The sequence below is a fragment of the Burkholderia pulmonis genome (assembly GCF_984667975.1).
Genome location: NZ_OZ480187.1, coordinates 2,653,036 through 2,676,399, shown reverse-complemented (window position 1 = coordinate 2,676,399; position 23,364 = coordinate 2,653,036). Strand labels below are relative to the sequence as shown.

Sequence of the window (23,364 nt, the reverse complement as noted above, 5' to 3'; positions counted from 1 at the left end):
TCTATAAGCGTTATAGAGCGCATTGCGTCGACGTCCGAAATTGTCGTTCCTAGACTCGGCCCGTTTTTTATCGGCTGCGTTGGCCCGTTGCGGCGAACGCGCTTCACACCACACGGCGCGAGGCCGACCGGCGCCGGCACTTCTACGGGACGACGAACATGAACCAACCGAACGGGCGGGCCGACCGGCTTGCCGTACCGCTTGCCGCGCTCCTTGCATGCGCGGCGCTGCCCGCCTCCGCGCAATCGAGCGTGACGCTCTACGGCCGTATCGACACCGCGATCGAATACGCGAACGCCGGGCCGAACCACGTGGTGCGCATGGGCAGCGGCAACCTGTGGGCGTCGCAGTGGGGGCTGAAGGGCGTCGAGGATCTCGGCGGCGGCTACGCGACGATCTTCAAGCTCGAGGACGGCTTCAACGCGGGCAGCGGCGCGCTGTCGAACAGCAGCGCGCTGTTCGGCCGCGAAGCGTGGGTCGGCCTTACGGGGCCGTTCGGCGGCGTGCAGTTCGGCGAGCTCTACACGATCGTGCATACGACGCTCGTCACGTACAGCCTGCCCGGCCTCGGCGCGGGGCTCGCCTGGGGCAACGCGACCAACAACTTCGTCGGGCCCGCGTTCCTGCGCGTGCGCAACTCGATGCGCTACACGTCGCCGCGCTACGCGGGCTTCATGCTGCGCGCGATGGCGGCACGCGGCACCAACGGCGCGGCCGGGCAGCCGGCGACGCTCGGCGACACGTATGGCGCGGGCGTGAACTACGTGCACGGCGGGTTGTCGGTCGACGTCGACTACATGCAGCAGAAGTTCAGCCCGGTGGCTGCGTCCGCGCTCGGCGATACCAGCCCGGCCGCGAACGGCAACTACACGGTCGGCGCGATCTCGTACGACTTCAACGTCGTGAAGGTGGCCGCACTGTACATGCGCCATCGCGGCGGTCCCGACGTCGCGACCGCGATCGACAGCCAGAGCGCGTACCCGCACAGCGACATCATGGAACTCAGCGCGACGGTGCCGATCGGGCGCGCATCGCTGTTGCTGAGCGTCGGGCATTACCGGAAGGTCGCGGACAGCGACGGCAATGCCGATTCGTACGGCATCCGCCTCGACTATCCGCTGTCGAAGCGCACGGTGCTGTACACGGGCGCCGCGATGGTGCGCAACGGCGCGCATGCGCGCTTCGTCGTCAACGGCGCGGCGGGCGGCGGCGTCGCGGTCGCGAATCCGGGCGCGACCGCCAGTTCGCTCGTCGCGGGCATTCTCACGTCGTTCTGACCGCTTCGGCGGGCTCGCGTCCGCGTCCGCTTGCGCCGCTACGCGCAGGCGGGCGGCTGCGGCGCGAGCCATGCGTCGAACGGCGCCTGCTCGCCGATATTGAACAGTTCGAGCAGCAGCGCGCGCAGCCAGCGATGGCCGGGGTCCGCATCGAAACGCCGGTGCCAGTACGCGTTGACGGCCCATTCGCCGGCATCCGCGATCTCGTACAGCACGCACGGCTGCCGCGCGGCGAACGTGATCGCGATCGTCTCCGGCAGGATCAGCGCGTAATCGCCGTCCTGGAGCAGCGCCGGCACCACCATGAAATCGGGCAGCGCCGCGCGCACGCGCGGCATCAGCTCGTGCCGTTCAAGCAACTGCATCGACTGCGGATGCGACGTGACCGCGACGAAGCGCAGCGTGTCGGGCGCCGCACCGTCAAGCACGAAGCCGTCGGGCAACCCGACGCGCTGCGCGGTGCGGCGCGGCATCAGCAACACGCAGCGCTCGTGCAGCAGCGCGGTACGCTGGAAGTGGCTCGACGCATCGGCGAAATGCCCGAGCGCGAAATCGATGCGCCCGGATTCGAGTGCGACGTTGAGCTGGCATTCGTCGACGTGCAGCGTCTCGATCACCGCGCCCGGCGCGCGCCGGTCGAACGCGGCGAGCAGCGTCGGCAGGAATGCGCTCGCCGCGAAATCGCTCATGTGCAGGCGGAATACGCGCTGCGTGCTGTCGGGCGTGAAGCGCGACCCTTCGTCGAGCACGTCCTGCAGGATCGCGAGCGCCTTGTCCACCGAGATCGCGAGCCGTTGCGCACGCGGGGTCGGCTCGACGCCGGTGCCCGTGCGCACGAACAGCGCATCGCGGAACATCAGCCGCAGCCGGCCGAGCGCATAGCTGACGGACGGCTGCGTGACGCCGAGCCGCAGCGCCGCGCGGCCGACGTGCCGCTCCTCGTAGACCGCGCGAAACGTCTTCAACAGGTTGAGATCGAGATCCTGCACGCGCAGGCCGTCGGGCGAGTCGGCATCGTGCGTGGAAGGTTCGGGGCGGGCCGGGGCGGCCGGGCGGCCGGGAACGGAGTGCGTCATCGGGTCTGCCTCGCGGTGACGGAAGGCGCGTGGCCGTAACGCCGCGCATACGCCTTCGCGAAATGGCCGAAACCATGGATGCCGTGCGCGATCAGCACGTCGGTCACGCTGCGCGCGTCGTCGCGTTGCAGCGCCGCGTGCACGGCGGCGAGCCGGCGCTCGCGTACGTACGCGGCCGGCGTGGTCTGCAGGAACGCGCGGAACGCGTGCTGCAGCGTACGTGGCGCGACCCCCGCGACGGCTGCCAGCGCGGCCAGCGCGAGCGGCTCGCCGAGGTGCGCGTCGACGTGGTCGCATGCGCGGCGTACGTGCGCCGGCAACGGTGGCGTGCCGCGCGCAAGCGCGTCGCTGTACGAGTGCGGCAGATGCGTGAGCAGCAGCGACATCAGCCACGCGGTGAGGTCGGCGCCGAACACCGGCGATGCCGTACCGATACCTGGCTGCGCGCCGAGCCGGCACAGGTATTCGAAGGTCGGCAGCACGAGCGCGGCGCCTGCACTGGCGCCGCCGGCCGCGAGGTCGAACTGCAGCGGCCGCGTGAGCGTTGCCCGCAGCATGTCCTGCAGCTTGCGTTCGAGCGCGCCGCGTTCGAGCCGCAGCACGAGATTGCGGCAATCGGGGCTCGCGCGCAGGCGGCTCGCGAGCGCGGGCGACGACACGGTCAGCGCGCCGGGGCCGGCCCGCGCGACGACGCGGCCGGCCTGCAGCTCGCACGTACCCGCGAGCGTCAGCCGGAACAGGAAGTGATCGGCATCGTCGCCGAAATCGATCCGCGTTTCACGGCCGTAGCAGAGTTCGAGCAGCGCGCCGTGATGCAGCGGCACTTCATACAGCTCCGCATGAAACGGGGCGCGGCCGTACGCGGCCATCCGGTGCGGCCCGAGCCGGTGCGCGACCGCGCGTTCGACTTCGTCGGGCGCCTGCAGCGTGCCGAGCCGGTTCGGCGCATGGCGGGAAAGGGCGATGTCCATTCATAGACCTCGTGGCGAATGCGGAGGCGCGGCGGGATGCGCGTCGCCGCGATTGCGTTGCGCGAACGGGCGTGTCGTTGCGCGTTTTGAAGCGACGCGGCGGAGGCGGCCGCGTAGTCTCGGAAACACTCAATGACCGGGAGAAGACGATGAAGGCATGTGTTCTGGGCGGCGGCCACGGCTGCCATGCGGCGGCGATCGACCTGCTCGAGAAGGGCCACGACGTGACGTGGTGGCGGCGCGATCGCGAGCCGCACGCGCGGTTGCGCGAGCTGGGCGGGTTGAACGTGACCGACTATCGCGGCAAGCGGACGGTGCCGCTTGGCGATGCGTCGGGCGCGATCCGCCTGACCGACGATCTCGCGGCCGCGCTGCGCGGCGCGCAACTCGTCGTGGTGCCGCTGCCGTCCACGTCGCACGACGCGCTCGCCGCGCAGGTCGCGCCGCTGCTCGAAGACGGCCAGGTCGTCTTCCTGCCGCCCGGCACGTTCGGCAGCTTCGTGTTCGCCCGGGCGGCCGCCGACGCCGGCAACCGTTCGCGCGTCGCGTTCGCCGAAACGGGCACGCTGCCGTACCTCGTGCGCAAGCATGGCGACAACGACGTCGTGATCAGCGCGTACGCGACGCGGTTGCCGACCGGCGTGTTCCCGGCGAATGCGGCCGGCTGGGCGTTCGATGTGCTGCGTGCGGGCTACCCGTCGGTCGAGCCGGTCGAGGATGCGTTGTCCGGCGCGCTGATGAACGCGGGGCCCGTGATCCATCCGCCGCTGATCCTGATGAACGCCGGGCCGCTCGAACACTTCGAGGCATGGGACATCCACAACGAAGGCACGCAGCCGTCGATCCGCCGCGTGACGAACGCGCTCGACGCCGAACGCATCGCGGTGCGCGAAGCGCTCGGGTACCGGGCGCCGCATTTCCCGCTCGCCGATCACTACGCGACCGAAGGCGACGAATGGATGTACGGGCGCGGCGCGCACGGCAAGCTGACCGATAGCGGCGACTGGCGCGAGAAGATCGATCTGCGTACGCATCGCTACATGCTCGAGGACACCCGGCTCGGGCTGTCGTTCATCGTGTCGTGCGGGCGCTGGGTCGGGGTGCCGACGCCCGTCGCGCAGGGGCTGCTGAGCATCGCGAGCGCGGTCGCGGTGCGCGACCTGTATGCGGAAGGGCGCACGCTCGAGCGGCTCGGGCTCGCCGCGCTGTCGAAAGACGCGATGCGCGCGCTGCTCGACGCGGGGCATGCAGCATGAAGGCGGCCGCCGATGTGACGCGCGTGCACGTGCTCGGCGCGGGACGCATGGGGCAGGGGATCGCGCTCGTGTTCGCGTTCGCGGGCCTCGACGTGACGCTGGTCGACTTTAAACCGCGCGATGCGGCGGGTTGGCAGGCCTTCGACGCGCGGACACGCGACGAGATCGCACGGCCGCTGCACGTGCAGGTCGCGCTCGGCCGCCTCGATGCCGCGCAGGCCGACGCCGTCGTTGCGCGCATTGCGCTCGTTGCGCGTGACGACGCGGCGGACGCGGTGCGCCACGCCGATATCGTGTTCGAAGCTTTGCCCGAAGTGCTCGACGCGAAGGCCGACGCGCTGCGCTGGCTCGGCGAACACGTCGATGCGGACGCCACGATTGCGTCGACCACCTCGACCTTCGTCGTCACCGAGCTGCAGCGCCATGTCGCGCACCCGGCGCGGATGCTGAACGCGCACTGGTTGAACCCTGCGCTGTTGATGCCGCTCGTCGAGATCAGCCGCAGCGATGCGACGGCTCAATCCGTCGTCGACATGCTCGCCGCGTTGCTCGAACGCGTCGGCAAGAAGCCGGTGATCTGCGGGCCGGCGCCCGGCTATATCGTGCCGCGCATCCAGGCGCTCGCGATGAACGAAGCCGCGCGGATGGTCGAGGAGGGCGTGGCCAGCGCCGAGGACATCGACACGGCGATCCGCACCGGCTTCGGCCCGCGTTTCGCGGTGCTCGGGCTGCTCGAATTCATCGACTGGGGCGGCTGCGACATCCTGTACTACGCGTCGAAATACCTGGCCGGCGAGATCGGCCCGCGCTTCGCACCGGCCGAGAGCGTCGTGCGCAACATGGAAGCCGGCCGCGACGGCGTGCGTACGGGCGCCGGCTTCCACGACTATGCGGCGGTCGACGTGCCCGCATACATGCGGCAGCGGCTCGGCGAATTTGCGCGGCTGCTCGACCACCTCGGGCTCGCGCCGGCATTCGACAGCGCGCGGCGTGACGCCGGGCGCTGACCGTCGCGCGGTCATGCCGTATCGCCGTGCGAACCGTCGGCATGCGGGGTGCGCGTCTCGCGCATCGCGCACAGCGTCGCGACGGTCACGAGGCCGAGCGCGACGAGGAACAGCGACACGGGCCACGACGCGTGATAGCGCGCGAGCAACGCGGTCGCGATCAGCGGCGACATCCCGCCCGCGAAGATCGACGCGACTTCATGCCCGAGCGCGACGCCCGAGTAGCGCACCTCGGTGCTGAACAGCTCGCCGACGAGCGCGGGCAGCGTGCCGATCATCGCGCCGTGGCTCACGGCCGTGCCGATCGTCAGCGCGAGCCACACGAGCGGCGTCACGCGCGTATCGAGCAGCCAGAAGAACGGGAATGCGCACGCGACGAGGCTCAGCGCACCGATCAGGTACACGGGCTTGCGGCCGATCCGGTCGGATAGCCGGCCCCATGCGAGCATCGCGCCCATCTCGACGATCATCGCGATCATCACGCCGGTCAGCATCACGCTGTTCGGGATGCCGACGTACTTGCCGTAGACGAGCGAGAACGCGAGGAAGATGTACGCGCCGCCGTTCTCGGCCACGCGCAGCCCCATCGCGAGCAGGATTTCCTTCGGATGACGGCGGATGCATTCGACGATCGGCAGATGCGTGTGCGCGCCGCGCTTGCCGGCCTGTTCGAAGTCGCGGCTTTCCGGCAGATGGCGGCGGATATAGATGCCGATCGCGAAGATGGCGATGCTCGCGAGGAACGGCAGCCGCCAGCCCCATGTGCGGAACATGTCGTCCGGCAGCGCCTGCGCGGCGAGAAATGCGGCCGACGACAGCACGAAGCCGCCGCCCACGCCGAGCTGGCTCCACGCGGCGTAATAGCCGCGCTGCGCGGGCGGTGCGTTCTCGCTGATCATCAGCACGCCGCCGCCCCATTCGCCGCCGGACGCGATGCCCTGCAGCAGACGCAGCGCGACGAGCGCCGCCGGTGCCCACAGCCCGACCTGCGCATAGGTCGGCAGCAGGCCGATCGCGAAGGTCGATACGCCCATGATCAACAGCGTCCACACGAGCGACGCCTTGCGCCCGTAGCGGTCGCCGACGTGGCCGAACACGATCCCGCCGAGCGGCCGCGCGACGAAGCCGAGCGCGAACGCCGCGAACGCGGCAAGGCTGCCGGCGAGCGGCGACGCGCCGGGCGGGAAGAACACGTGGCCGAACACGAGCGCCGCGGCCGTGCCGTACACGAAGAAGTCGTACCACTCCATCGCGTTGCCGGCGACGGAGGCGATGACGATCCGGCGCAGTTGCCGGTCGGCGAGCGGCCGGGCGGCGCTCGGGGATTGCACGGTGTCGGTCGGGTACATGGCGGACTCTGAAGGGGGAGGCAGGCGCGTGCCGTCTGTGCGGCACTGCGGGCTAGTGTTGTCGGCCCCGCCGGCCCCGGTCAAATCCGCAGAAAAAGGGGAGTGTCATCACTCCCGCAAATGATGGTCGGCGCGCTACGCCGCGCCGGCCTGCAGCAGCGCGATCATCCGCTGCGCGAGCGGCGGCACGTACGCGCCCGCACGGTGCATCGCGCCGATGCGGCGGTCCAGTTCGAGTTCGCCGGCTTTCAGGTCGAGCGCACGCAGCCCGGTCACCTGGTCGAGCGCGTCGGCGCCGCCGACGCACAGCAGCGACGTGCCGCGCAGCAACTGCAGCAGCGACGTGTTGCCGAAATCGGTCTCGACGCGCAGGCGCGGCGCCGGCAGCCCGCGGGCGAGGAACGCGTCGTCGATCCGGTGCCGCACCGGGATCGTCGTTTCCGGCAGCAGCCATTCCTGGTCGGCGAGATCCGCGAGCGTGAGCGCGCGTTTGCGCTGCAGCGGGTGGGCCGTGTCGGCGAGCACCGTCAGGCGGTCGTCGAACAGTGCGATGGTGTCGAGCGCCGGGTCCGGCTGCTGCGGCTCGGGCGCGACCACCAGGTCGAGCTCGCCCGCCGCGAGCAGGTCGAGCAGCTCGCGCGCGAGCCGGCAGCGCAGCCGCAGCCGGGCGGCCGGCCGTTCGCGGATCAATTGCCGGCACGCGCCGAGCACGAACGCGTTGGGCACGGTCGGCGAATAGCCGATCCGCACGATGCCCTGTTCGCCGCCTCGGATCGCGCGCATCTCCTGCATCGCATCGTCGAATTCGAGCGCGATCCGCTGTGCGCGGGCGACGAAGCGCGCACCGGCGGGCGTCGCCGTCATCCCGTTCGCGGTGCGCTCGAACAGCGTCACGCCGACCTGCGCCTCCAGCCGCTGCACGGCCTTGGTCAGCGCGGGCTGCGACAGCCCCAGCGCCTCGGCCGCCTTGCCGATGCTGCCGTGCCGTTCCACGGCCAGCAGGTACTCCAGATCGCGCGTGTCCATCCTGGGGATTCCTGTTGGTTATGACTTTATAGCCGGTGATGCATTGTGGTGATGCCTTGGCATCTTACAGACTGGCGGCACTGTTCGACCAGGAGAATCGTTTTGAGCTTCGCCTATTTCCTGCGGCGCGCGGCCCGCTACTGGGGCAGCCAGCCCGCCGTGATCCACCGCGACCGCGCGGTCACGTACCGCCAGCTCGACGAGCGTTCGACACGGCTCGCGAACGCGCTGCGCGGCCTCGGCTTCGCGCGCGGCGACCGCATCGCCGTTCAGTCGCGCAACTGCATCGAGCTCGTCGAGATCGAGTGCGCGCTGTACAAGGCCGGCCTCGTGAAGGCTGCGCTGAACCCGCGCTTCACCGCGGCCGAGGCCGCCGACGTGATCGGCAACTGCACGCCCGTCGCGTTCATCGGCGGGTGCGGCTATACGGGCTACACGCCCGATTCGCCGGGCTTCGGGTCGATCGAGCGGTTCGTGTCGCTCGACGGCGCGGTCGCCGGCTATCTCGACTACGAAGCGCTGCTCGCGAAGGGCGGCGACACGCCGCCCGACTACACGCCGGCGGCCGACGACCTCGCGGTGCTGCATTTTTCGTCCGGCTCGACCGGGCGCATCAAGGCCGCGATGCAGAGCTACGGCAACCGCCTCGCATCGCTGCGCAAGATCGTGCTCGGGATGGACCGCCCCGCGCAGCCGGGCGACCGGCTCGCGCTGATCGGGCCGATCACGCACGCGTCGGGGATGCTGATGCAGCCGTACCTGTTCTGCGGCGCGACGCTCGTGCTGTTCGACGCGTTCGAGCCCGCGCATTTCCTCGCCGAAGTCGCGCGCCAGCGCATCACGCACACGTTCATGGTGCCGGCGATGGTCAACATGCTGCTGAACGACCCCGCGCTCGCGCAGGCCGACCTGCGCAGCCTGAAGGTGCTCGGCTACGGCGCGGCGCCGATGGCGCCGGCGCGCATCGAGGAGGCCTGGGCGCGCATCGGCCCCGTGCTGTCGCAGGGTTACGGCGCGAGCGAATCGACGTCGGGCGTCACGCGGCTGGGGATCGCCGATCACGCGCATGCGCTGCTGCACGACCGCGACCGGCTCGCGTCGTGCGGCCGGCCGCTCGGCGAGACCGAGGTGCGCGTGGTCGATGCCGACGGGCGCGAAGTCGAAGGCGATGCGATCGGCGAGATCGTGATTCGCGGCGCGGACGTGTTCCACGGTTACTGGAACGCGCCGGAGCTGACGCGCGAGGTGCTGGTCGACGGCTGGCTGCATACGGGCGATCTCGCGCGTACCGACCGCGACGGCTTCATCTACCTGGTCGACCGCAAGCACGACATGATCATTTCGGGTGGCTTCAACGTGTATCCGACCGAAGTCGAATCCGCGCTGTACCGGCATGAAGACGTGCTCGAAGCGTGCGTCGTCGGCGTGCCCGACGACAAGTGGGGCGAGGCCGTGAAGGCCGTCGTCGTGCTGCGTTCCGGCCGCAGCGCCGAAGCGGGCGATCTCGTCACGCACTGCCGCGCGCAGCTCGCCGACTACAAGGCGCCGCGCTCCATCGATTTCGTCGCGGAACTGCCGAAGAACGCGAGCGGCAAGATCGCCCGCAAGCTCGTGCGCGAGCCGTACTGGCGCGGTGTCACGCGCCGCGTCAACTGAAGGAGCACGCCATGTTCGATCATCTGCAACGCCCCGAATTCGTCGCGCTGCGCGCGGCCGTGCTGCGCTTCGTCGACGACGAACTGCGCCCGATCGAGCGCGAGCTGCGGCTCGACTCGGAAGGCGTGTGGCCGCGCGACGTGCTGCGCCGCGTCTGGCAGCGTTCGGCCGCGCTCGGCTTCTACACCGCGAGCCTGCCCGTCGAGATCGGCGGCCAGGGGCTGTCGATCGCCGAGGTGTGCGCGCTGAAGGCCGACCTGGCCGCATCCGGCGCGGCGCTCGCCCCGCATGTGCTGGGCGAGCTCGGCGGGCCGCCTCGCATCGGCAACATGCTGAAGTACGCGACCCCCGCGCAACTCGAACGCTATTTCAGGCCGGTGATGCGCGGCGAGAAGTCGACGTGCTTCGCGCTGACCGAACCGCATTCGGGCTCGGACGCGATGAGCATCCGCACGACGGCGGTCGAGGACGGCGATTCGCTCGTCATCAACGGCACGAAGCACTACATCAGCGGTGCGCCGTTCGCCGATTTCGCGATCGTGATGTGCGTGACCGATGCAACCGCGACGCCGCCACAGATCACGGCCGTGCTCGTCGATCTCGACCTGCCGGGCGTGAGCGTCGAGCACGAGTACGTGCCGATGTCGGGCCAGCACATCGACGCGGACATCCGCTTCGTCGACGTGCGCGTGCCGCGCGAGAACGTGTTCGGCGGCGTCGGCAACGGCTTCCGGCTCGGCATGTCGCGCATCAACGTGAACCGGCTGCTGCATTGCCCGACGATGCTCGGCCTCGCGATGTCCGCGTACCGCGCGTCGCTCGACCATGCGCGCACGCGCCGGCAGTTCGGCGGGCCGATCGCGCGCTTCCAGGCGATCCAGCACATGCTCGCCGACATGGCCGCCGCGCTGTGGGCGTGCGAAAGCATGATCGCGCACACGGCCGCGCTGGCCGACGCGGGCGCGGACCTGCGGATGACGGCGTCGGCATGCAAGCTGTACGTGTCGGAGCGCTGCTTCGAAGTCGCGGACAAAGCCGTGCAGATCCACGGCAACGTCGGCGTGACGCGCGGCCACCCGGTCGAGCAGACGTTCCGCAAGCTGCGGATGTTCCGGATCCTGACCGGCACGAGCGAGATCCAGCGCAACGCGATCGCGAAGGCGATTCTCGAGCCGGCCGGCGCGGGGCGCGAAGCATGACGGCACGCGACGACATGGAAGGCGCACGCGACCTGCACGATGCATGGCCGGCCGGTGACGACCACGCGCCCGCCTGGTCGTGCCTGCGCGGCGTGCGGATCATCGATGCCGGGCAGTTGCTGCCGGGGCCGCACGCGTGCGCGCTGCTGCGCCAGCTCGGTGCCGACGTGATCAAGGTCGAGCCGCCGGGCGGCGACACGTTGCGGCAGTTCGGCGCCGACACGTTCGCGCAGTTCAACCGCGGCAAGCGCTCGATCGTGCTCGACCTGAAGACGCCCGACGGCCGCGCGCGCTTTCTCGATCTCGTGCGCGATGCCGACGCGGTGGTCGAAGGCAACCGGCCCGGCGTGATGGCGCGGCTCGGGCTCGACTACGCGGCGCTGGCACGCGCGAACCCGCGCGTCGTGCTGTGCTCGATCACCGGCTACGGGCAGGACGGCCCGTATGCGAACCGCCCCGGCCACGACCTGAATTTTCTTGCCGATGCCGGCTACTGGTCGGTGCCCGCGCAACTGCATGACACCGTTGCACGGCCGCGCGTGCGGCTCGCCGACCATGCGGCCGCGCTGCATGCGGCGCTCGCGCTCGCAGTCGCCGTGATGAGCGCCCGCGCGAACGGGGTCGGCCAGCATCTCGACGTGTCGATCCACGACGCGATGTTCGCGTGGACCGCACCGGCCGCATGGGCGCTGCGCACCGGCCGCGATACGCCGGACACCGCGCGCTGGGTGATGCCCGACAACGACCTGTTCGAGACGGCCGACGGGCGGCACATCGTGCTCGCGACGTTCGAGGACAAGTTCTGGGCCGCGTTCGCCGATGCGCTCGGCGACGCGTATCCGGCGCTGCGCGATCCGCGCTATGTGCAGCGCGCGGGCCGGCAGGCGCATCGCCATGAACTCGGCGCGTTGCTGCGCGCGACGTTCGCGACCCGCACGCTGGACGACTGGATGCGCGTGCTCGGCGCGCTCGGGCTGCCCGTGTCGCGTGTGCCGGTGGCGGGCGAGGTGTTCGACGATCCGCACGTGCGGGCACGCGGCGTCGCGCGCGAGGTGGCGGCAGACCACACGCTCGCGGTGCGCTTCCCGGTGAAATTCTCGCTCGGCTTGCCGGACGGCGACGACCGCGTGCCGGCGCCCGGCGAGCACGGCGGCGGATAGCGCGACGCACGCGGCCGCCGACGATAACGAAACAGGAGACAGCCATGACGAATGGTGCGCAGTACCGCCCCGGACGGGCGTGGTCCATCGCGACGATGCTCGCGCTGATGATGCTGGTGAATTTTCTCGACAAGGTCGTGCTCGGCCTCGTGTCGGTGCCGATGATGCGCGACCTGCATCTGAGCCCGACGCAGTTCGGCGTGATCGGCGGCAGCCTCAACTGGCTGTTCGCGGTGGCGGCGGTCGCCGGCGGCATTGCCGCGAACCGCTGGCCCGCGAAATGGCTGCTGTTCGCGATGGCGGCCGCGTGGGCGCTGCTGCAGCTGCCGATGCTCGCCGCGAGTTCGATCTGGGTCGTCATCGCGTGCCGCGTGCTGCTCGGCATCGGTGAAGGGCCCGCGTCGCCGGTCGCGACGCATGCGATCTACAAGTGGTTTCCCGATACGCGGCGCAACCTTCCCGTCGCGCTGCTGCACCAGGGCAGCGCGCTCGGCCTGCTGATCGCGGGGCTTTCGATTCCGGTCATCACGACCCACTGGGGCTGGCGCGCCAACTTCGCGGCGCTCGCGCTGCTAGGGGTGGTGTGGTGCATCGCGTGGGCGGTGGTGGGCGAAGAGGGGACGCTGTCGCGGGCGCCGCGCACGGCCGGCGGCGAGCGCGTGCCGTACGGGCGGCTGCTGACCGACCGCACGGTGCTCGGCAACTTCCTCGGCCATTTCGCGGCGAACTGGATCCTCGCGATGACGCTCACGTGGATGCCGACCTACCTGCAGCTCGGGCTCGGCTTCGGGCCGCACGAGGCCGGCCGGATGTTCGCGCTGTTCGTCGCGGTCACGTCGCCGCTCAGCCTCGCTCTCGCATGGCTGTCGCAAGCCCTGCTCGCACGCGGGATGCCGTCGCGGCACGGGCGCGGCACGTTCATCGCGGTCACGCTGGCCGTCGCCGGCGCGATGCTGGCGCTGCTGCCGGTGCCGGAGATCCCGCGCGCGGCGAAGCTCGTGCTGCTGACGCTCGGCAGCGGGCTGACGCTGACGATGTATTCGATCGGCCCCGCGATGCTCGCCGAAGTGACGCCGGACGCGCAGCGCGGCGGCGTGCTCGCACTCAGCAACGGCTTCGCGTCGCTCGCGGGCCTCGGGGCGCCGGTCATCACCGGGATGCTGATCGAGGGGGCCGGCGCGTCGGTCGCGCACGGTTTCGAGCAGGCAAGCATCGTGTGCGGCGTCGTGCTGATCGCGTGCGGCGTGCTCGGCGCATGGTGCCTCGATCCGCAGCGCTCGCTGCGACGCCTCGCCGGCGATGCGGAGCACGCCGCACCGCCGGTCGGCGCGTGCGGCCGCTAGCGCCGCGCACCGCGTCACACCGCTTTCGGCGTGCGGCCCGCCAGCCGGGCAGCGCGCCTTTCGACGGCAGGCAGCACCACGAAACGCCGCGCGACGACGCGGCAGGAGGAGACACATGAAGAAAATGATCGCGGCGGCGCTGGTTGGCGCGCTGTGCGGGAGCGCGCATGCGCAGTCGAGCGTGACGCTGTTCGGCCGGATCGGCGGCGGCGTGCGTTGGGTCAACGGGCTGCAAGGGGGCAGCCAGGTCGGCTTCAACAACAACATCATCGCGGGCAACGAGTTCGGCATTCGCGGCCGGGAGGATCTCGGCAACGGGCTGAAGGCGCTGTTCGTGCTCGACGGCGCATTCAACAGCGGCACCGGTGCGTTGAAGACGTCCGGCACGCTGTTCTCGCAGGCCGCGTACGTCGGCCTCACCGGCGATTTCGGCCGCGTGACGCTCGGCCGCCAGTTCAACGCCGCGGAGGATCTCGGCATCGCGCTCGATCCGCTGGGCGGGCGCGGGCAGTCGCTTGCGGTCGAACCGGGCGTGCTGTTCGACGGCAACTTCTTCACGCTCGATTCTCGTTTCAACAACATGGTCAAGTATCTCGGACAGGTCGGCGGCCTGCGCTTCGGTGCAAGCTATTCGCCCGGCGGCGTCGCGGGCAGCGCGCATGCGGGTACCAGCTATTCGACGGCCGCGATGTACACGTTTTCGGACCTGATGGGCGGCGTGTCGTACGCGAAGACGTACAGCCCGGACGGCTCGCAGTCGGCGCAGACGATCCAGGCGGGCGGCACGCTGCAGCTCGGCAGGGCACGTTTCTACCTGAGCTATGCGTCGCTGAACGTGAGCGCGAACAAGGCCGGTGCGCCGTCGCGGCGCGACGATATCCCGTCGTTCGGCGTCGTCGTGCAGCCGCTGCCGTCGGTGCAGCTGAGCGCGGCCGCGTTCTACGACCGTGCGCGCAATCTTGGCAACGTGGCGGGCGCGGACGGCCACAAGCTGACGACCTATGCGATTGCCGAGTACTTCCTGTCGAAGCGCACCGAGCTGTATGTCGAAGTCGATCGCAACGGGATGACCGGCGCGTACATGCGCGACCCGACGACGATCGCGGCGCTGAACCTGCGGCGCGGCGCGAGCGCGACGACGGGCGTGACGATCGGCCTGATGACGCAGTTCTGAAGTGTTCTTGTCCATGACTTTCAAGGAGCGTGATCCGATCATGCGTACTTCATTCCGACTGGTCGCCGCGCTGCTGACGGCAGCGTGCTGGAGCCTTGCCGCGCAGGCGCAACCCGATGCCGCGAGCGCGGCTGTTTCGTCGTCGGCGGCTCAGGTCGTGCAGGAGCCGGCGCCGGCATCGGCCGGCCTGTCGACGCCGCCGCGCAAGGCGGCCGATCGCAAGCTGAAGCGTCGCGTCAGTACGGCGCTGGCCCGCACGAAAAACCTGAACGTGACGCGCATCCTCGTGCGCGTACGCGACGGCAACGTGACGCTGGCCGGCTCGGTCACCGATACGACCCAGGTGAGTCTCGCTGCGACGGTCGCGCGGGGTGTCGACGGCGTGACCTCGGTGTCGAACCTGTTGCGTATCGACGGCCAGCAGCCGTAATTTCCGCGCGCATCGCGCGATCTTTTTCCACTACGAGGCACGACTCGATGCGAATTCATCGACGCAATACAGCGACCCGACGCAGCCGCCGGGCCTTCGGCACCTTCATGCTGGCCGGCGGGCTCGCGCTCGCCGCGACCGCCGCACCAGCCGCCACTGCCGACAGCGCGACGCCGGCAGGCACGATGCAGGGCTTCCCGCCGCCGGCCGACCAGATCGTCAACCAGCAAAACGCGTTCACGCCGGCCAGCCTGCGCTGGGCATTGCGCAACACGCGGCTGCTCGCGCCGACGGCCGGCATCCGGCACGCGGCTGCGCCGATGCCGCTCCCCGAGCGGTCGGCACCCGGTCTCGATGCGCTGCCGGTGACGATCGGCGGCGAGACGCTGACGCTCGACGCGTACCTGCGCGCGACCCATACCGACGGGTTCATCGTGCTGCAGCGCGGCCGGATCGTCTACGAGCGTTACTTCGACGGCTTCGGTCCCGGCCAGCCGCACGCATGGGCGTCGATGACGAAATCGGTGACGGGGCTGCTGGCCGCGCAGATGATCGAATCCGGCGTGCTCGATGCGGGCGCGCCGCTGTCGCGCACGGTGGCGGAGCTGGCCGACACGCCGTTCGGCAGTGCGACGCTGCAGCAGAACCTCGACATGGAAGTGCCGACTGCCTATACGCCGGGCATCCCGCCCGATCTCGGCCTGTTCGGCGCGGTCGGGCTGGTGCCGCGCCGCGAAGGCGCGCCGGCCAGCATCGCCGATTTCCTGCTGACCGTGCGGCGCGTGCCGGACGTGGCGCCCGGCAGCGCATGGTTCTACCAGAACGGTTCGCCCGAAGCCGTCGCATGGGCGATGCAGCGTGCGACCGGGCAGTCGTGGAGCGCGCTGGTCGAACGGTGGCTGTGGCGCGATTTCGCGGAAGACGATGCGTACGTCGCGGTGGACCGCAATGCGATGGCGATGGCCAGCGGCGGGCTGTACACGACGCTGCGCGATGCCGCGCGTTTCGCGGAACGCGTGCGTACCGGGCTCGGCGGCGCGCGCGGCACGCTGCCGGCCGCGACGATTCGCGCGGCGTTGCAGCCCGCGCACAACGCCGCGCTGTTCGCGAAGGGCAACGTGATCCCCGGCAAGGACGGCTACGCGTATCGCGACTACTGGTATCAGGTGAACGACGGCGACGGCTCGTTCGCGGCGGCGGGGCGGTTCGGCCAGTCGATCCTGGTCGACCCGAAGGCCGCGCTGACGATCGTCAAGTTCTCGTCGTCGCCGGATTTCGCACCCCGTGCGCTCGATGCGCAGGGCGAAGCGACGCGGCCGCGCGCGGCGCTCGAACGCGGCGACGCGTTGAGCGCGGTCGCGCGCGCGGTGGCGCAGAAGCTGCGCTGACGCAACCGCGCCCGCGCGGGATCAACGCTCGATTTGCCGGTTCCAGCGCGTATCCCACTGCGCGCGGCGCGCGTTGATCGCGGTCCAGTCGACGACCGTCACCTTGCGCACGAGATCGTCGATGTTGCCGAGGCTCTGCTGCATCGCCGCGGGCATTTTCGCGACGCGGTTGGTCGGAATCTGCTTGCCGGCCTCGGCCGCCTTCGTCTGCGCGGGCGCGGACAGCAGGAACTGCGCGAGCTTCTGCGCGAGCTGCGGATCGGGATTGTTCGCGACCACGCACAGGTCGACGAGCAGCAGTACCGGGCCTTCCTTCGGGTTCGCGTACGCGACGGGAATGCCCTTGTCCTGCAGGTCGCCGACGCCGGTCGGCGTGAGCGGGAACAGGGCGGCCTCGCCGGTCTGCACCATCTCGGAGATCTTCGCCGAGTTCGGGATGTACTCGACGACGTTCGGCCCGACCGTGCTTGCCCACTTGCTGAAGCCGGGCTCGACGTTCTGCTCGTTGCCGCCGAGCAGCCGGTTGATCGCGAGGAAGCCGTGCAGCCCGAACGTGCTGCTCGACGCCGACTGGAACACGACCTTGCCCTTGTATTTCGGATCGGCGAAATCCATCCACGACGTCGGCGGCGCCCAGCCTTTCTCGGCGAACAGCTTCTTGTTGTACGCGATGCCGGTCATCCCGAGCTGCACGCCTGCGCCGATGTCGTCCTTCATCCGCGCGAACGGGTACAGCTCCTTCAGTACCGGCGAATCGTCGAGCTTCTGGCACACGCCGAGGCTGACCGCGCGCGCCATCACGCCGTCGTCGAGGAACGCGACGTGGATCTGCGGCTTGTTGCGGTTCGCGAGCAGCTTCGCGAGCACGTCCGACGACGTGCCGGGCACGACGACCACCTTCACGTTGTTGGCTTTCTCGAAATCGGGCAGCACCTGGCTCGTATAGGCCTTCTCCATCGGGCCGCCGTTCATGCCGACGTAGATCGTCTTCGTTTGCGCGAACGCGGGCGCGCCGGCGCCTGCGATGCAGAGGGCGGCGGCCGCCGCGATCGTTCCGAGCAGTTTCATTTGTGGGTCTCCTCTTGACGGAAAGGGGCGGTCGGCGCGGCTTCCCGGAAGAAGCGGCCGATCGAGAATGCATCGAGTGGCGTGGCGGTTTCGCCGGTCGTGACGAGATCGGCGAGCACGTCGCCGACACCCGGCGCGAGCAGGAAGCCGCCGCCCGAAAAGCCGAACGCATGCAGCAGGCGCGGCGTCGTGCGGCTCGCGCCGATGATCGGGTTGTGGTCGGGCGTGCAGCCTTCGACGCCGCTCCACGTGCGGATCAGCAGCGCATCGCGCAGCGCGGGCAGCAGCGCGCACGCGTCGCGCATCACCGCGCGCGTCGTATCGACCGACGGTCGGCCGAATTCGCCGTCGCCATGGCCGCGCCCGCCGCCGATCACGCAGTTGCCGCGCGCGACCTGTCGTGCATACACGCCGCCGCCGTACACGCCGAGGTTGTGCGCGATGAACGGCGGCAACGGCTCGGTCACCCACATGTTCGGATAGATCGGTTCCATCGGCACGGCTTCGCCGAAGCGCTCGGCGATCATGTTCGCCCACGCGCCGGCCGAGTTGATCAGCCACGTCGCGGTGTACGCGTGGCCGCCTGCCTGAAAGTGAAAGCGCATGCCGTCGTGGCGCACGTCGTCGACTGGCGTGTGCTCGAACACGTCCGCGCCTGCCGCGCGGGCCGCGCGCGCGAACGCGGGCGATACGAGGCGCGGGTTGGCGTGGCCGTCGGTCTCGCACAGCGAGCCGCCGAGCGCCGCGCGGCCGAGCCACGGGTAGCGGCGGCGGAATGCCGCGCCGCGCATCACCTGCAGCGGCAAGCCGTGTTCGCCGGCGAGCGCGGCGTATGCGTCGAGCGCAGCGAGATCGGCGTCGCTGCGTGCGAGCCGCAAGTGTCCCGACACGACGAATTCGCCGTCGATGCCGATCAGTTCGGGGAGGCGGTCCCAGATGCGCCGCGCACGCAGCGCGAGCGGCAGTTGCTCGGCGGGCCGGCCCTGGCAGCGCACGCCGCCGTAGTTCACGCCGCTCGCCTGCGCACCGCAGTCGCGCCGCTCGAACAGCCCGGTGCGCAGCCCGCGCCGCGCCAGCGCGAGTGCCGCCGACGCGCCGACGAGGCCGCCGCCGACGATCGCGACGTCGTAATGCCGGATCTCACTCATCGCGCGCCTCGTCCGGAATCGCCGCGACATCGTCGCCCGTGAGCGCGGCCGAGATCGGAAACGGCTTCACCGGCGGTTGCGCCCGCAACCGGCCGACGTCGGCGAGCGGGCGGCCGGTTTCGGCGGCCAGCACGAGCGCGGCCGCGTCGCCGCACATGCGGCCCTGGCAGCGGCCCATCCCGACGCGCGTCAATGCCTTCAGCCGGTTCAGCTCGGTCGCTGCGCCGCCGCGGATGCAGCGGCGCAGCGTGCCCGCATCGATTTCCTCGCAGCGGCACACGATCGTGTCGTCGGGGCAGCGTGCGGCCTGCTCGACCGGCGGCGCGAACGCGGCTTCGAGGCCCGCGCGGAATATGCCGACGCGCGTGAGCATGCGTTCGAGCGTCGCCGCCTCGGGTTTTCCGGATGGCGCGGGCGACGCGATGCCGGCATCGTCGAGCAGCGCGAGCGCCGCCCGCCGGCCCGATGCTTCGGCCGCGTCGGCGCCCGCGATGCCTGCGCCGTCGCCGGCGACGTAAAGGCCTCGCACCGACGTGCGGCCGGCGGTGTCGCGTTCGGGCAGCCACGCGTGATGGAGCGGATCGAATCCGAACCGGCAGCCGGCGAGATCGGCGAGCTGCGTTTCGGCGCGCAGGCCGAAGCCGAGGCCGAGCGCATCGCAGTCGAGCAGGCGCGGCTGTGCGCCGTCACCGGCGGCGCGCCATGCGATCCCCGTCACGTGCCGGTCGCCGAGCACGCGCTCGAGCGTGACGCCCGTTTCGATCGCCACGCCATGGGCGCGCAGCCAGCCGACGTAATAGAGTCCTTTCGCAAAGGTCGACGGCACGCGCAGCAGCGCGGGCGCGGCAGCGGCCTGGCGGCGCAGCGGGCTCGTGTCGAGCACGGCCGCGACCTGCGCACCGGCCTTTGCGTACTGGTAAGCGACGAGGTAAAGCAGCGGGCCCGTGCCGGCGAACACGACGCGCCGGCCGATGGCGCAGCCCTGTGCCTTCAGCGCGACCTGCGCGCCGCCGAGCGTATAGACGCCCGCGAGCGTCCAGCCCGGCACGGGCAGCATGCGGTCGGTCGCGCCGCTTGCGATGATCAGGTGCGAGTACGGCACCGTCACTTCGCGGCCGTCCTGCAGCGTATCGACGCGGCCCGCACCGCATGCCCACGCGAGCGTGTTCGGCCGGTAGTCGACGCGCGGCAGCAGCGCCGCCATCGTCCGGTGTACGGCATCGGCCTTCGCCGCCTCGAAACCGTACAGCGTGCGCTTGCTGCGCACGAACGCGCCGTCGTCCGGCGGTTGCCGGTAGATCTGTCCGCCCCAGCGTGCGTTCTCGTCGATCACGACGGGGCGCAGCCCCGCGTCGACCAGCGCTTCGGCCGCGCGCACACCGGCCGGCCCTGCGCCGACGATCACCGGTTGCGGTGCGCCGCTCATGATGCGTCTCCGGTTGCGGCCGGCTGCGCGGCCGTGACAATCCGCATGCCTGCGGCGATCGGCGTCGAGCACGCGCGCACGCGTGCGCCGGCTTCGGTACGTACCCAGCAGTCCTGGCATGCGCCGATCAGGCAGAAGCCCGCGCGCGGCTGGCCGCTGAATTCGCTGATGCGCACGCAGCGCTGCGCGACGAGGATCGCAGTGAGCACGGTGTCGCCGGCGAGCGCCTGCGCGGGGCGGCCGTCGAGCGTGAACGCGACGGCGGCGCGCTCGCGTTCGGCGACGCGCACGAACTGCGCGTTGTCGTCCGCGATGTCGGTGGAACGGGAAACGGAAGTCGTCATCAGTGTTGGCCGATCAGGATGCGGTTCAGGCCGTACACGCGATCGAGCAGCAGCATCGCGCCGGCCGTGATGAAGATGACGAGCGCCGACACCGACGCCATCATCGGGTCGATCGATTCGGTCGCGTACATGTACATGCGCACGGGCAGCGTGACCGTCTGAGGCGACGTGACGAAGATCGACATCGTCAGTTCGTCGAAGCTGTTGATGAACGCGAGCAGCCAGCCGCCCGTGATGCCGGGCACGATCATCGGCAGCGTGATGCGGCGGAAGGTCGTCCACGGGTCCGCGCCGAGCGAGCATGCGGCCTGCTCGATGCTGCGGTCGAGGCCCGCGACGGACGCGAGCACGAGCCGCATCACGAACGGCGTGATGACGATCATGTGCGCGAGCACGAGCCAGGCGAACGAGCCGGTCGCGCCGATCAGCGCGAAGAAGCGCAGCAGCGCGATACCGAGCACGAGGCCGGGAATCACGAGCGGCGACAGCAGCAGCCCGTTCAGGAACGCGCGGCCGGGAAACGCGGTGCGGCCGATGGCGAGGCCCGCCGGCAGCGCGATCGCGAGCGACAGGGTCGCCGACGCGATTGCGAGCTTCACGCTGTTGAAGAACGCGGTGACGAAGTCGGGATAGTCGAGGATCGCACGGAACCAGCGCAGCGACAGCCCGTGGGTCGGCAGCGTCAGCGTTTCGTCGGGCGTGAACGCGACGAGCACGACGATCACGAGCGGCGCGAGCACGAACAGGATCACGAGCGTGTGGAACGCGAGGGCGAAGGGGCCGTTCTTTCTCATCGCGATACGCCTCCGAGGCTGCGTGCGTAGCGGCGTTCGAGCACGCGGTAGTAGGTGAGCATCACGACGAGGTTAGCGACCAGCAGCAGCACCGCGATCGTCGCGCCGAGCGGCCAGTTCAGCGAGCCGAGGAATTCGTCGTAGACGGCCGTGGCCGCGACTTTCAGCCGGCGTCCGCCGAGCAGGCCGGGAATCGCGAACGCGCTCGCCGACAACCCGAACACCATCAGGCTGCCCGACAGCACGCCCGGCATCAGCTGCGGCAGCACGATGCGACGCAGCGTCGTGAACGGCGACGCGCCGAGCGACAGCGCCGCATGCTCGGTCTGCGGATCGAGCCGCTGCAGCGCGGTCCAGACGGGAATCACCATGAACGGCAGCATTACGTGCACCAGCGCGATCACGATCGCGAAGGTCGTGTATTCGAGCTTGTACGGCCCGAGGCCGACGAGCCCGAGCGCCTGGTTCACGAGCCCGCTCGTGTTCAGCAGCATGCTCCAGCCGAACGCGCGCACGACGACCGATACCAGCAGCGGCGCGAGGATCGCGAGCAGGAACAGCGAGCGCCACGGGTCGCGCATTTTCGACAGCACGTAGGCTTCCGGCGTGCCGATCGCGACGCATATCGCGGTCGTCAGCGCGGCGATGCCGAACGTGCGCGCGAAGATCGTATGGAAGTACGACGAGCCGAGCACTTCCGCATAGTTGCCGAACTGGAACGCGGCGATCGGGCCGGTGGCCGGGTCGAAGCGGTAGAACGTGAGCATGAACGTCATCGCGAGCGGCACGAGCACGAGTGCGGCGAACAGCGCGAACGCCGGCGCGCACATCAGCCACAGCGGCGCATGGGCGCGCCACGTCGCGCGCATCGCGTGCGCGGCGGCGCCACGTGCCGGCACGGCACCGGCGGACACCGCGGCCGGCGTGCCGTCGGTCGGGAGCGGGCGGGCAGGCTGTCCCATTCAGGCCTCCCGACGCATCACGCGCACCGCGTCGCTGTGCCAGTCGATACCGACCGGCGCCCCTTCGGCGAGCGGCTCCGCCCCTTCGTTCTGGCAGCACACCAGCACTTCGCCGAGTGCGCTGTCGACGCGGTACAGCCACTGGCTGCCGAGGAAGAAGCGGCTCGTGACGGTTGCGGCGAAGCGGCCCGCATCGGGCGCGCACAGCCGCAACTTTTCCGGACGGATGCAGACCGACACCGCATCGCCGACGCGCACGTCGCGCTCGCGCGGCGGCAGGAATGCGGTGCGCCCGGTCTCGGCGAGGTCGTGTCCGAGATCGATGTGGATCGCGTCGCCGTCGTGCGCGACGATCGTGCCGGGCAGCAGGTTCGCCTTGCCGATGAACTGCGACACGAAGCGGTTTTCCGGGCGTTCGTATGCGCGGTACGGCGTATCGGTCTGCGTGATGCGACCGGCTTCCATCACGACCACGCGGTCGCTGATCGACAGCGCTTCCGACTGATCGTGCGTGACCATGATCGTCGTCGTGCCGATCTTGCGCTGGATCGCGCGCAGCTCGAACTGCATGTCCTCGCGCAGCTTCGCGTCGAGGTTCGACATCGGCTCGTCGAGCAGCAGCACCGGCGGCTCGATCACGACCGCGCGCGCGATCGCGACACGCTGCCGCTGGCCGCCCGACAGCTCGCGCGGGAAGCGGTGCGCAAGCGCATCGAGACGCACGAGCGCGAGTGCCGCGCGGATGCGCTCGGCACGCTCGGCCTTGTCGACGCCGCGCATGTCGAGGCCGAAGCCGACGTTCTCGGCGACGCTCATGTGCGGAAACAGCGCATAGCTCTGGAACACGATGCCGAGCCCGCGGCGGTTCGGCTTCAGGTGCGTGATGTCCTGCCCGTCGAGCGCGATGCGGCCGCGCGTGACGTCGACGAAGCCGGCGATCATCTGCAGCGTGGTGGTCTTGCCGCAGCCGGACGGCCCGAGCAGCGACACGAATTCGCCTTGTTCGACCGACAGGTTGACGTCGGCGACGGCGGTGAGTTCGCCGAAGGTTTTCGTCAGATCCGTAAGCGTGAGAAACGACATGGGAAGCTCCGGGTTCGCACACCGCATGGCCGGTGCACCGATGACGCGGACTCTAGCCAGCCATATTTCGGAGCGTCAATTTCGAATTCTGCTCAACGGGAGGAATTTTGAAAAAATTCCGATGAACGGAACAGATGGAAGAATCGTGTGCGAATCGTTCCGGTGAGTGAAGGGCGATCCGGTCGCGAAATGCGCACGTCAATCCCGTGCACACCCGGATGCCAGGG

The 23,364-nt window shown here is 70.1% G+C and carries 21 protein-coding genes; 10 read left to right on the top strand and 11 right to left on the bottom strand.

All coding sequences use genetic code 11. The annotated features are described in order from the left end of the window. Positions 1-158 precede the first annotated feature (158 nt). Positions 159-1,277, top strand: a complete 1,119-nt coding sequence (locus AC5LXK_RS28680) for a porin (protein ID WP_493392020.1) — start codon at positions 159-161, stop codon at positions 1,275-1,277. A 38-nt stretch (positions 1,278-1,315) separates the two neighbouring features. On the opposite strand, the gene AC5LXK_RS28675 is transcribed toward AC5LXK_RS28680, so the two are convergent. Both AC5LXK_RS28675 and AC5LXK_RS28670 read right to left on the bottom strand, forming a co-directional pair. Then, positions 1,316-2,353: a LysR family transcriptional regulator gene (locus AC5LXK_RS28675; RefSeq protein WP_493392019.1), complete on the bottom strand. Its 1,038-nt coding sequence runs from the start codon at positions 2,351-2,353 to the stop codon at positions 1,316-1,318. Continuing rightward, positions 2,350-3,324, bottom strand: a complete 975-nt coding sequence (locus AC5LXK_RS28670) for an AraC family transcriptional regulator (RefSeq protein ID WP_493392018.1) — start codon at positions 3,322-3,324, stop codon at positions 2,350-2,352. The genes AC5LXK_RS28675 and AC5LXK_RS28670 overlap by 4 nt, the downstream gene beginning before the upstream one ends. Before the next feature lie 149 nt (positions 3,325-3,473). On the opposite strand from AC5LXK_RS28670, the gene AC5LXK_RS28665 reads away from it, so the two are divergent. Together AC5LXK_RS28665 and AC5LXK_RS28660 are read left to right on the top strand one after the other, a co-directional pair. Then, positions 3,474-4,580, top strand: coding sequence for an NAD/NADP octopine/nopaline dehydrogenase family protein (locus AC5LXK_RS28665; RefSeq protein ID WP_493392017.1), 1,107 nt, complete (start codon positions 3,474-3,476; stop codon positions 4,578-4,580). After that, a complete protein-coding gene (locus AC5LXK_RS28660; RefSeq protein WP_493392016.1) occupies positions 4,577-5,587 on the top strand; it encodes a 3-hydroxybutyryl-CoA dehydrogenase in 1,011 nt (336 codons plus the stop codon). Before AC5LXK_RS28665 ends, AC5LXK_RS28660 begins: the two co-directional genes overlap by 4 nt. A gap of 11 nt (positions 5,588-5,598) precedes the next feature. On the opposite strand, the gene AC5LXK_RS28655 is transcribed toward AC5LXK_RS28660, so the two are convergent. After that, positions 5,599-6,936 (bottom strand): MFS transporter, encoded by a 1,338-nt coding sequence (locus AC5LXK_RS28655; protein WP_493392015.1) that lies wholly within the window; start codon positions 6,934-6,936, stop codon positions 5,599-5,601. A gap of 135 nt (positions 6,937-7,071) precedes the next feature. Then, on the bottom strand, positions 7,072-7,962 hold the full coding sequence (locus tag AC5LXK_RS28650; RefSeq protein WP_493392014.1) for a LysR family transcriptional regulator: 891 nt from the start codon (positions 7,960-7,962) through the stop codon (positions 7,072-7,074). 102 nt (positions 7,963-8,064) lie between these two features. Between AC5LXK_RS28650 and AC5LXK_RS28645 the strand changes: the two genes are divergently transcribed. From AC5LXK_RS28645 to AC5LXK_RS28615, 7 genes are all read left to right on the top strand, one after another. Further along, positions 8,065-9,618, top strand: a complete 1,554-nt coding sequence (locus tag AC5LXK_RS28645; protein WP_493392013.1) for an AMP-binding protein — start codon at positions 8,065-8,067, stop codon at positions 9,616-9,618. 11 nt (positions 9,619-9,629) lie between these two features. After that, positions 9,630-10,817, top strand: coding sequence for an acyl-CoA dehydrogenase family protein (locus tag AC5LXK_RS28640; protein WP_493392012.1), 1,188 nt, complete (start codon positions 9,630-9,632; stop codon positions 10,815-10,817). Then, complete coding sequence (locus AC5LXK_RS28635) at positions 10,814-11,977, top strand: CaiB/BaiF CoA transferase family protein (RefSeq protein WP_493392011.1); 1,164 nt, start codon at positions 10,814-10,816, stop codon at positions 11,975-11,977. Before AC5LXK_RS28640 ends, AC5LXK_RS28635 begins: the two co-directional genes overlap by 4 nt. Before the next feature lie 44 nt (positions 11,978-12,021). Then, positions 12,022-13,320 carry an MFS transporter gene (locus tag AC5LXK_RS28630; RefSeq protein WP_493392010.1) on the top strand — a complete coding sequence of 433 codons (1,299 nt, stop codon included), beginning with the start codon at positions 12,022-12,024 and terminating at the stop codon, positions 13,318-13,320. Positions 13,321-13,435: 115 nt separating this feature from the next. Further along, a complete protein-coding gene (locus tag AC5LXK_RS28625; RefSeq protein WP_493392009.1) occupies positions 13,436-14,494 on the top strand; it encodes a porin in 1,059 nt (352 codons plus the stop codon). A 40-nt stretch (positions 14,495-14,534) separates the two neighbouring features. Next, positions 14,535-14,924: a BON domain-containing protein gene (locus AC5LXK_RS28620; protein ID WP_493392008.1), complete on the top strand. Its 390-nt coding sequence runs from the start codon at positions 14,535-14,537 to the stop codon at positions 14,922-14,924. Positions 14,925-14,971: 47 nt separating this feature from the next. After that, positions 14,972-16,312, top strand: a complete 1,341-nt coding sequence (locus tag AC5LXK_RS28615) for a serine hydrolase domain-containing protein (RefSeq protein WP_493392007.1) — start codon at positions 14,972-14,974, stop codon at positions 16,310-16,312. Positions 16,313-16,333: 21 nt separating this feature from the next. Here AC5LXK_RS28615 and AC5LXK_RS28610 read toward each other — a convergent pair whose 3' ends face one another. Genes AC5LXK_RS28610 through AC5LXK_RS28580 form a run of 7 tightly spaced genes read right to left on the bottom strand, consistent with a single transcriptional unit; the run spans position 16,334 to position 23,137 of the window. After that, positions 16,334-17,380, bottom strand: coding sequence for an ABC transporter substrate-binding protein (locus AC5LXK_RS28610; protein ID WP_493392006.1), 1,047 nt, complete (start codon positions 17,378-17,380; stop codon positions 16,334-16,336). Continuing rightward, complete coding sequence (locus AC5LXK_RS28605; RefSeq protein ID WP_493392005.1) at positions 17,377-18,528, bottom strand: NAD(P)/FAD-dependent oxidoreductase; 1,152 nt, start codon at positions 18,526-18,528, stop codon at positions 17,377-17,379. The genes AC5LXK_RS28610 and AC5LXK_RS28605 overlap by 4 nt, the downstream gene beginning before the upstream one ends. Next, a complete protein-coding gene (locus AC5LXK_RS28600) occupies positions 18,521-19,954 on the bottom strand; it encodes an FAD/NAD(P)-dependent oxidoreductase (RefSeq protein ID WP_493392004.1) in 1,434 nt (477 codons plus the stop codon). The genes AC5LXK_RS28605 and AC5LXK_RS28600 overlap by 8 nt, the downstream gene beginning before the upstream one ends. Beyond that, positions 19,951-20,298 (bottom strand): (2Fe-2S)-binding protein, encoded by a 348-nt coding sequence (locus tag AC5LXK_RS28595; RefSeq protein WP_493392003.1) that lies wholly within the window; start codon positions 20,296-20,298, stop codon positions 19,951-19,953. The genes AC5LXK_RS28600 and AC5LXK_RS28595 overlap by 4 nt, the downstream gene beginning before the upstream one ends. Then, entirely contained in the window at positions 20,298-21,092 is a 795-nt protein-coding gene (locus AC5LXK_RS28590) for an ABC transporter permease (RefSeq protein WP_493392002.1), read from the bottom strand. The genes AC5LXK_RS28595 and AC5LXK_RS28590 overlap by 1 nt, the downstream gene beginning before the upstream one ends. Next, complete coding sequence (locus tag AC5LXK_RS28585; protein WP_493392001.1) at positions 21,089-22,054, bottom strand: ABC transporter permease; 966 nt, start codon at positions 22,052-22,054, stop codon at positions 21,089-21,091. The genes AC5LXK_RS28590 and AC5LXK_RS28585 overlap by 4 nt, the downstream gene beginning before the upstream one ends. Continuing rightward, entirely contained in the window at positions 22,055-23,137 is a 1,083-nt protein-coding gene (locus AC5LXK_RS28580; RefSeq protein ID WP_493392000.1) for an ABC transporter ATP-binding protein, read from the bottom strand. Positions 23,138-23,364 lie beyond the last annotated feature (227 nt).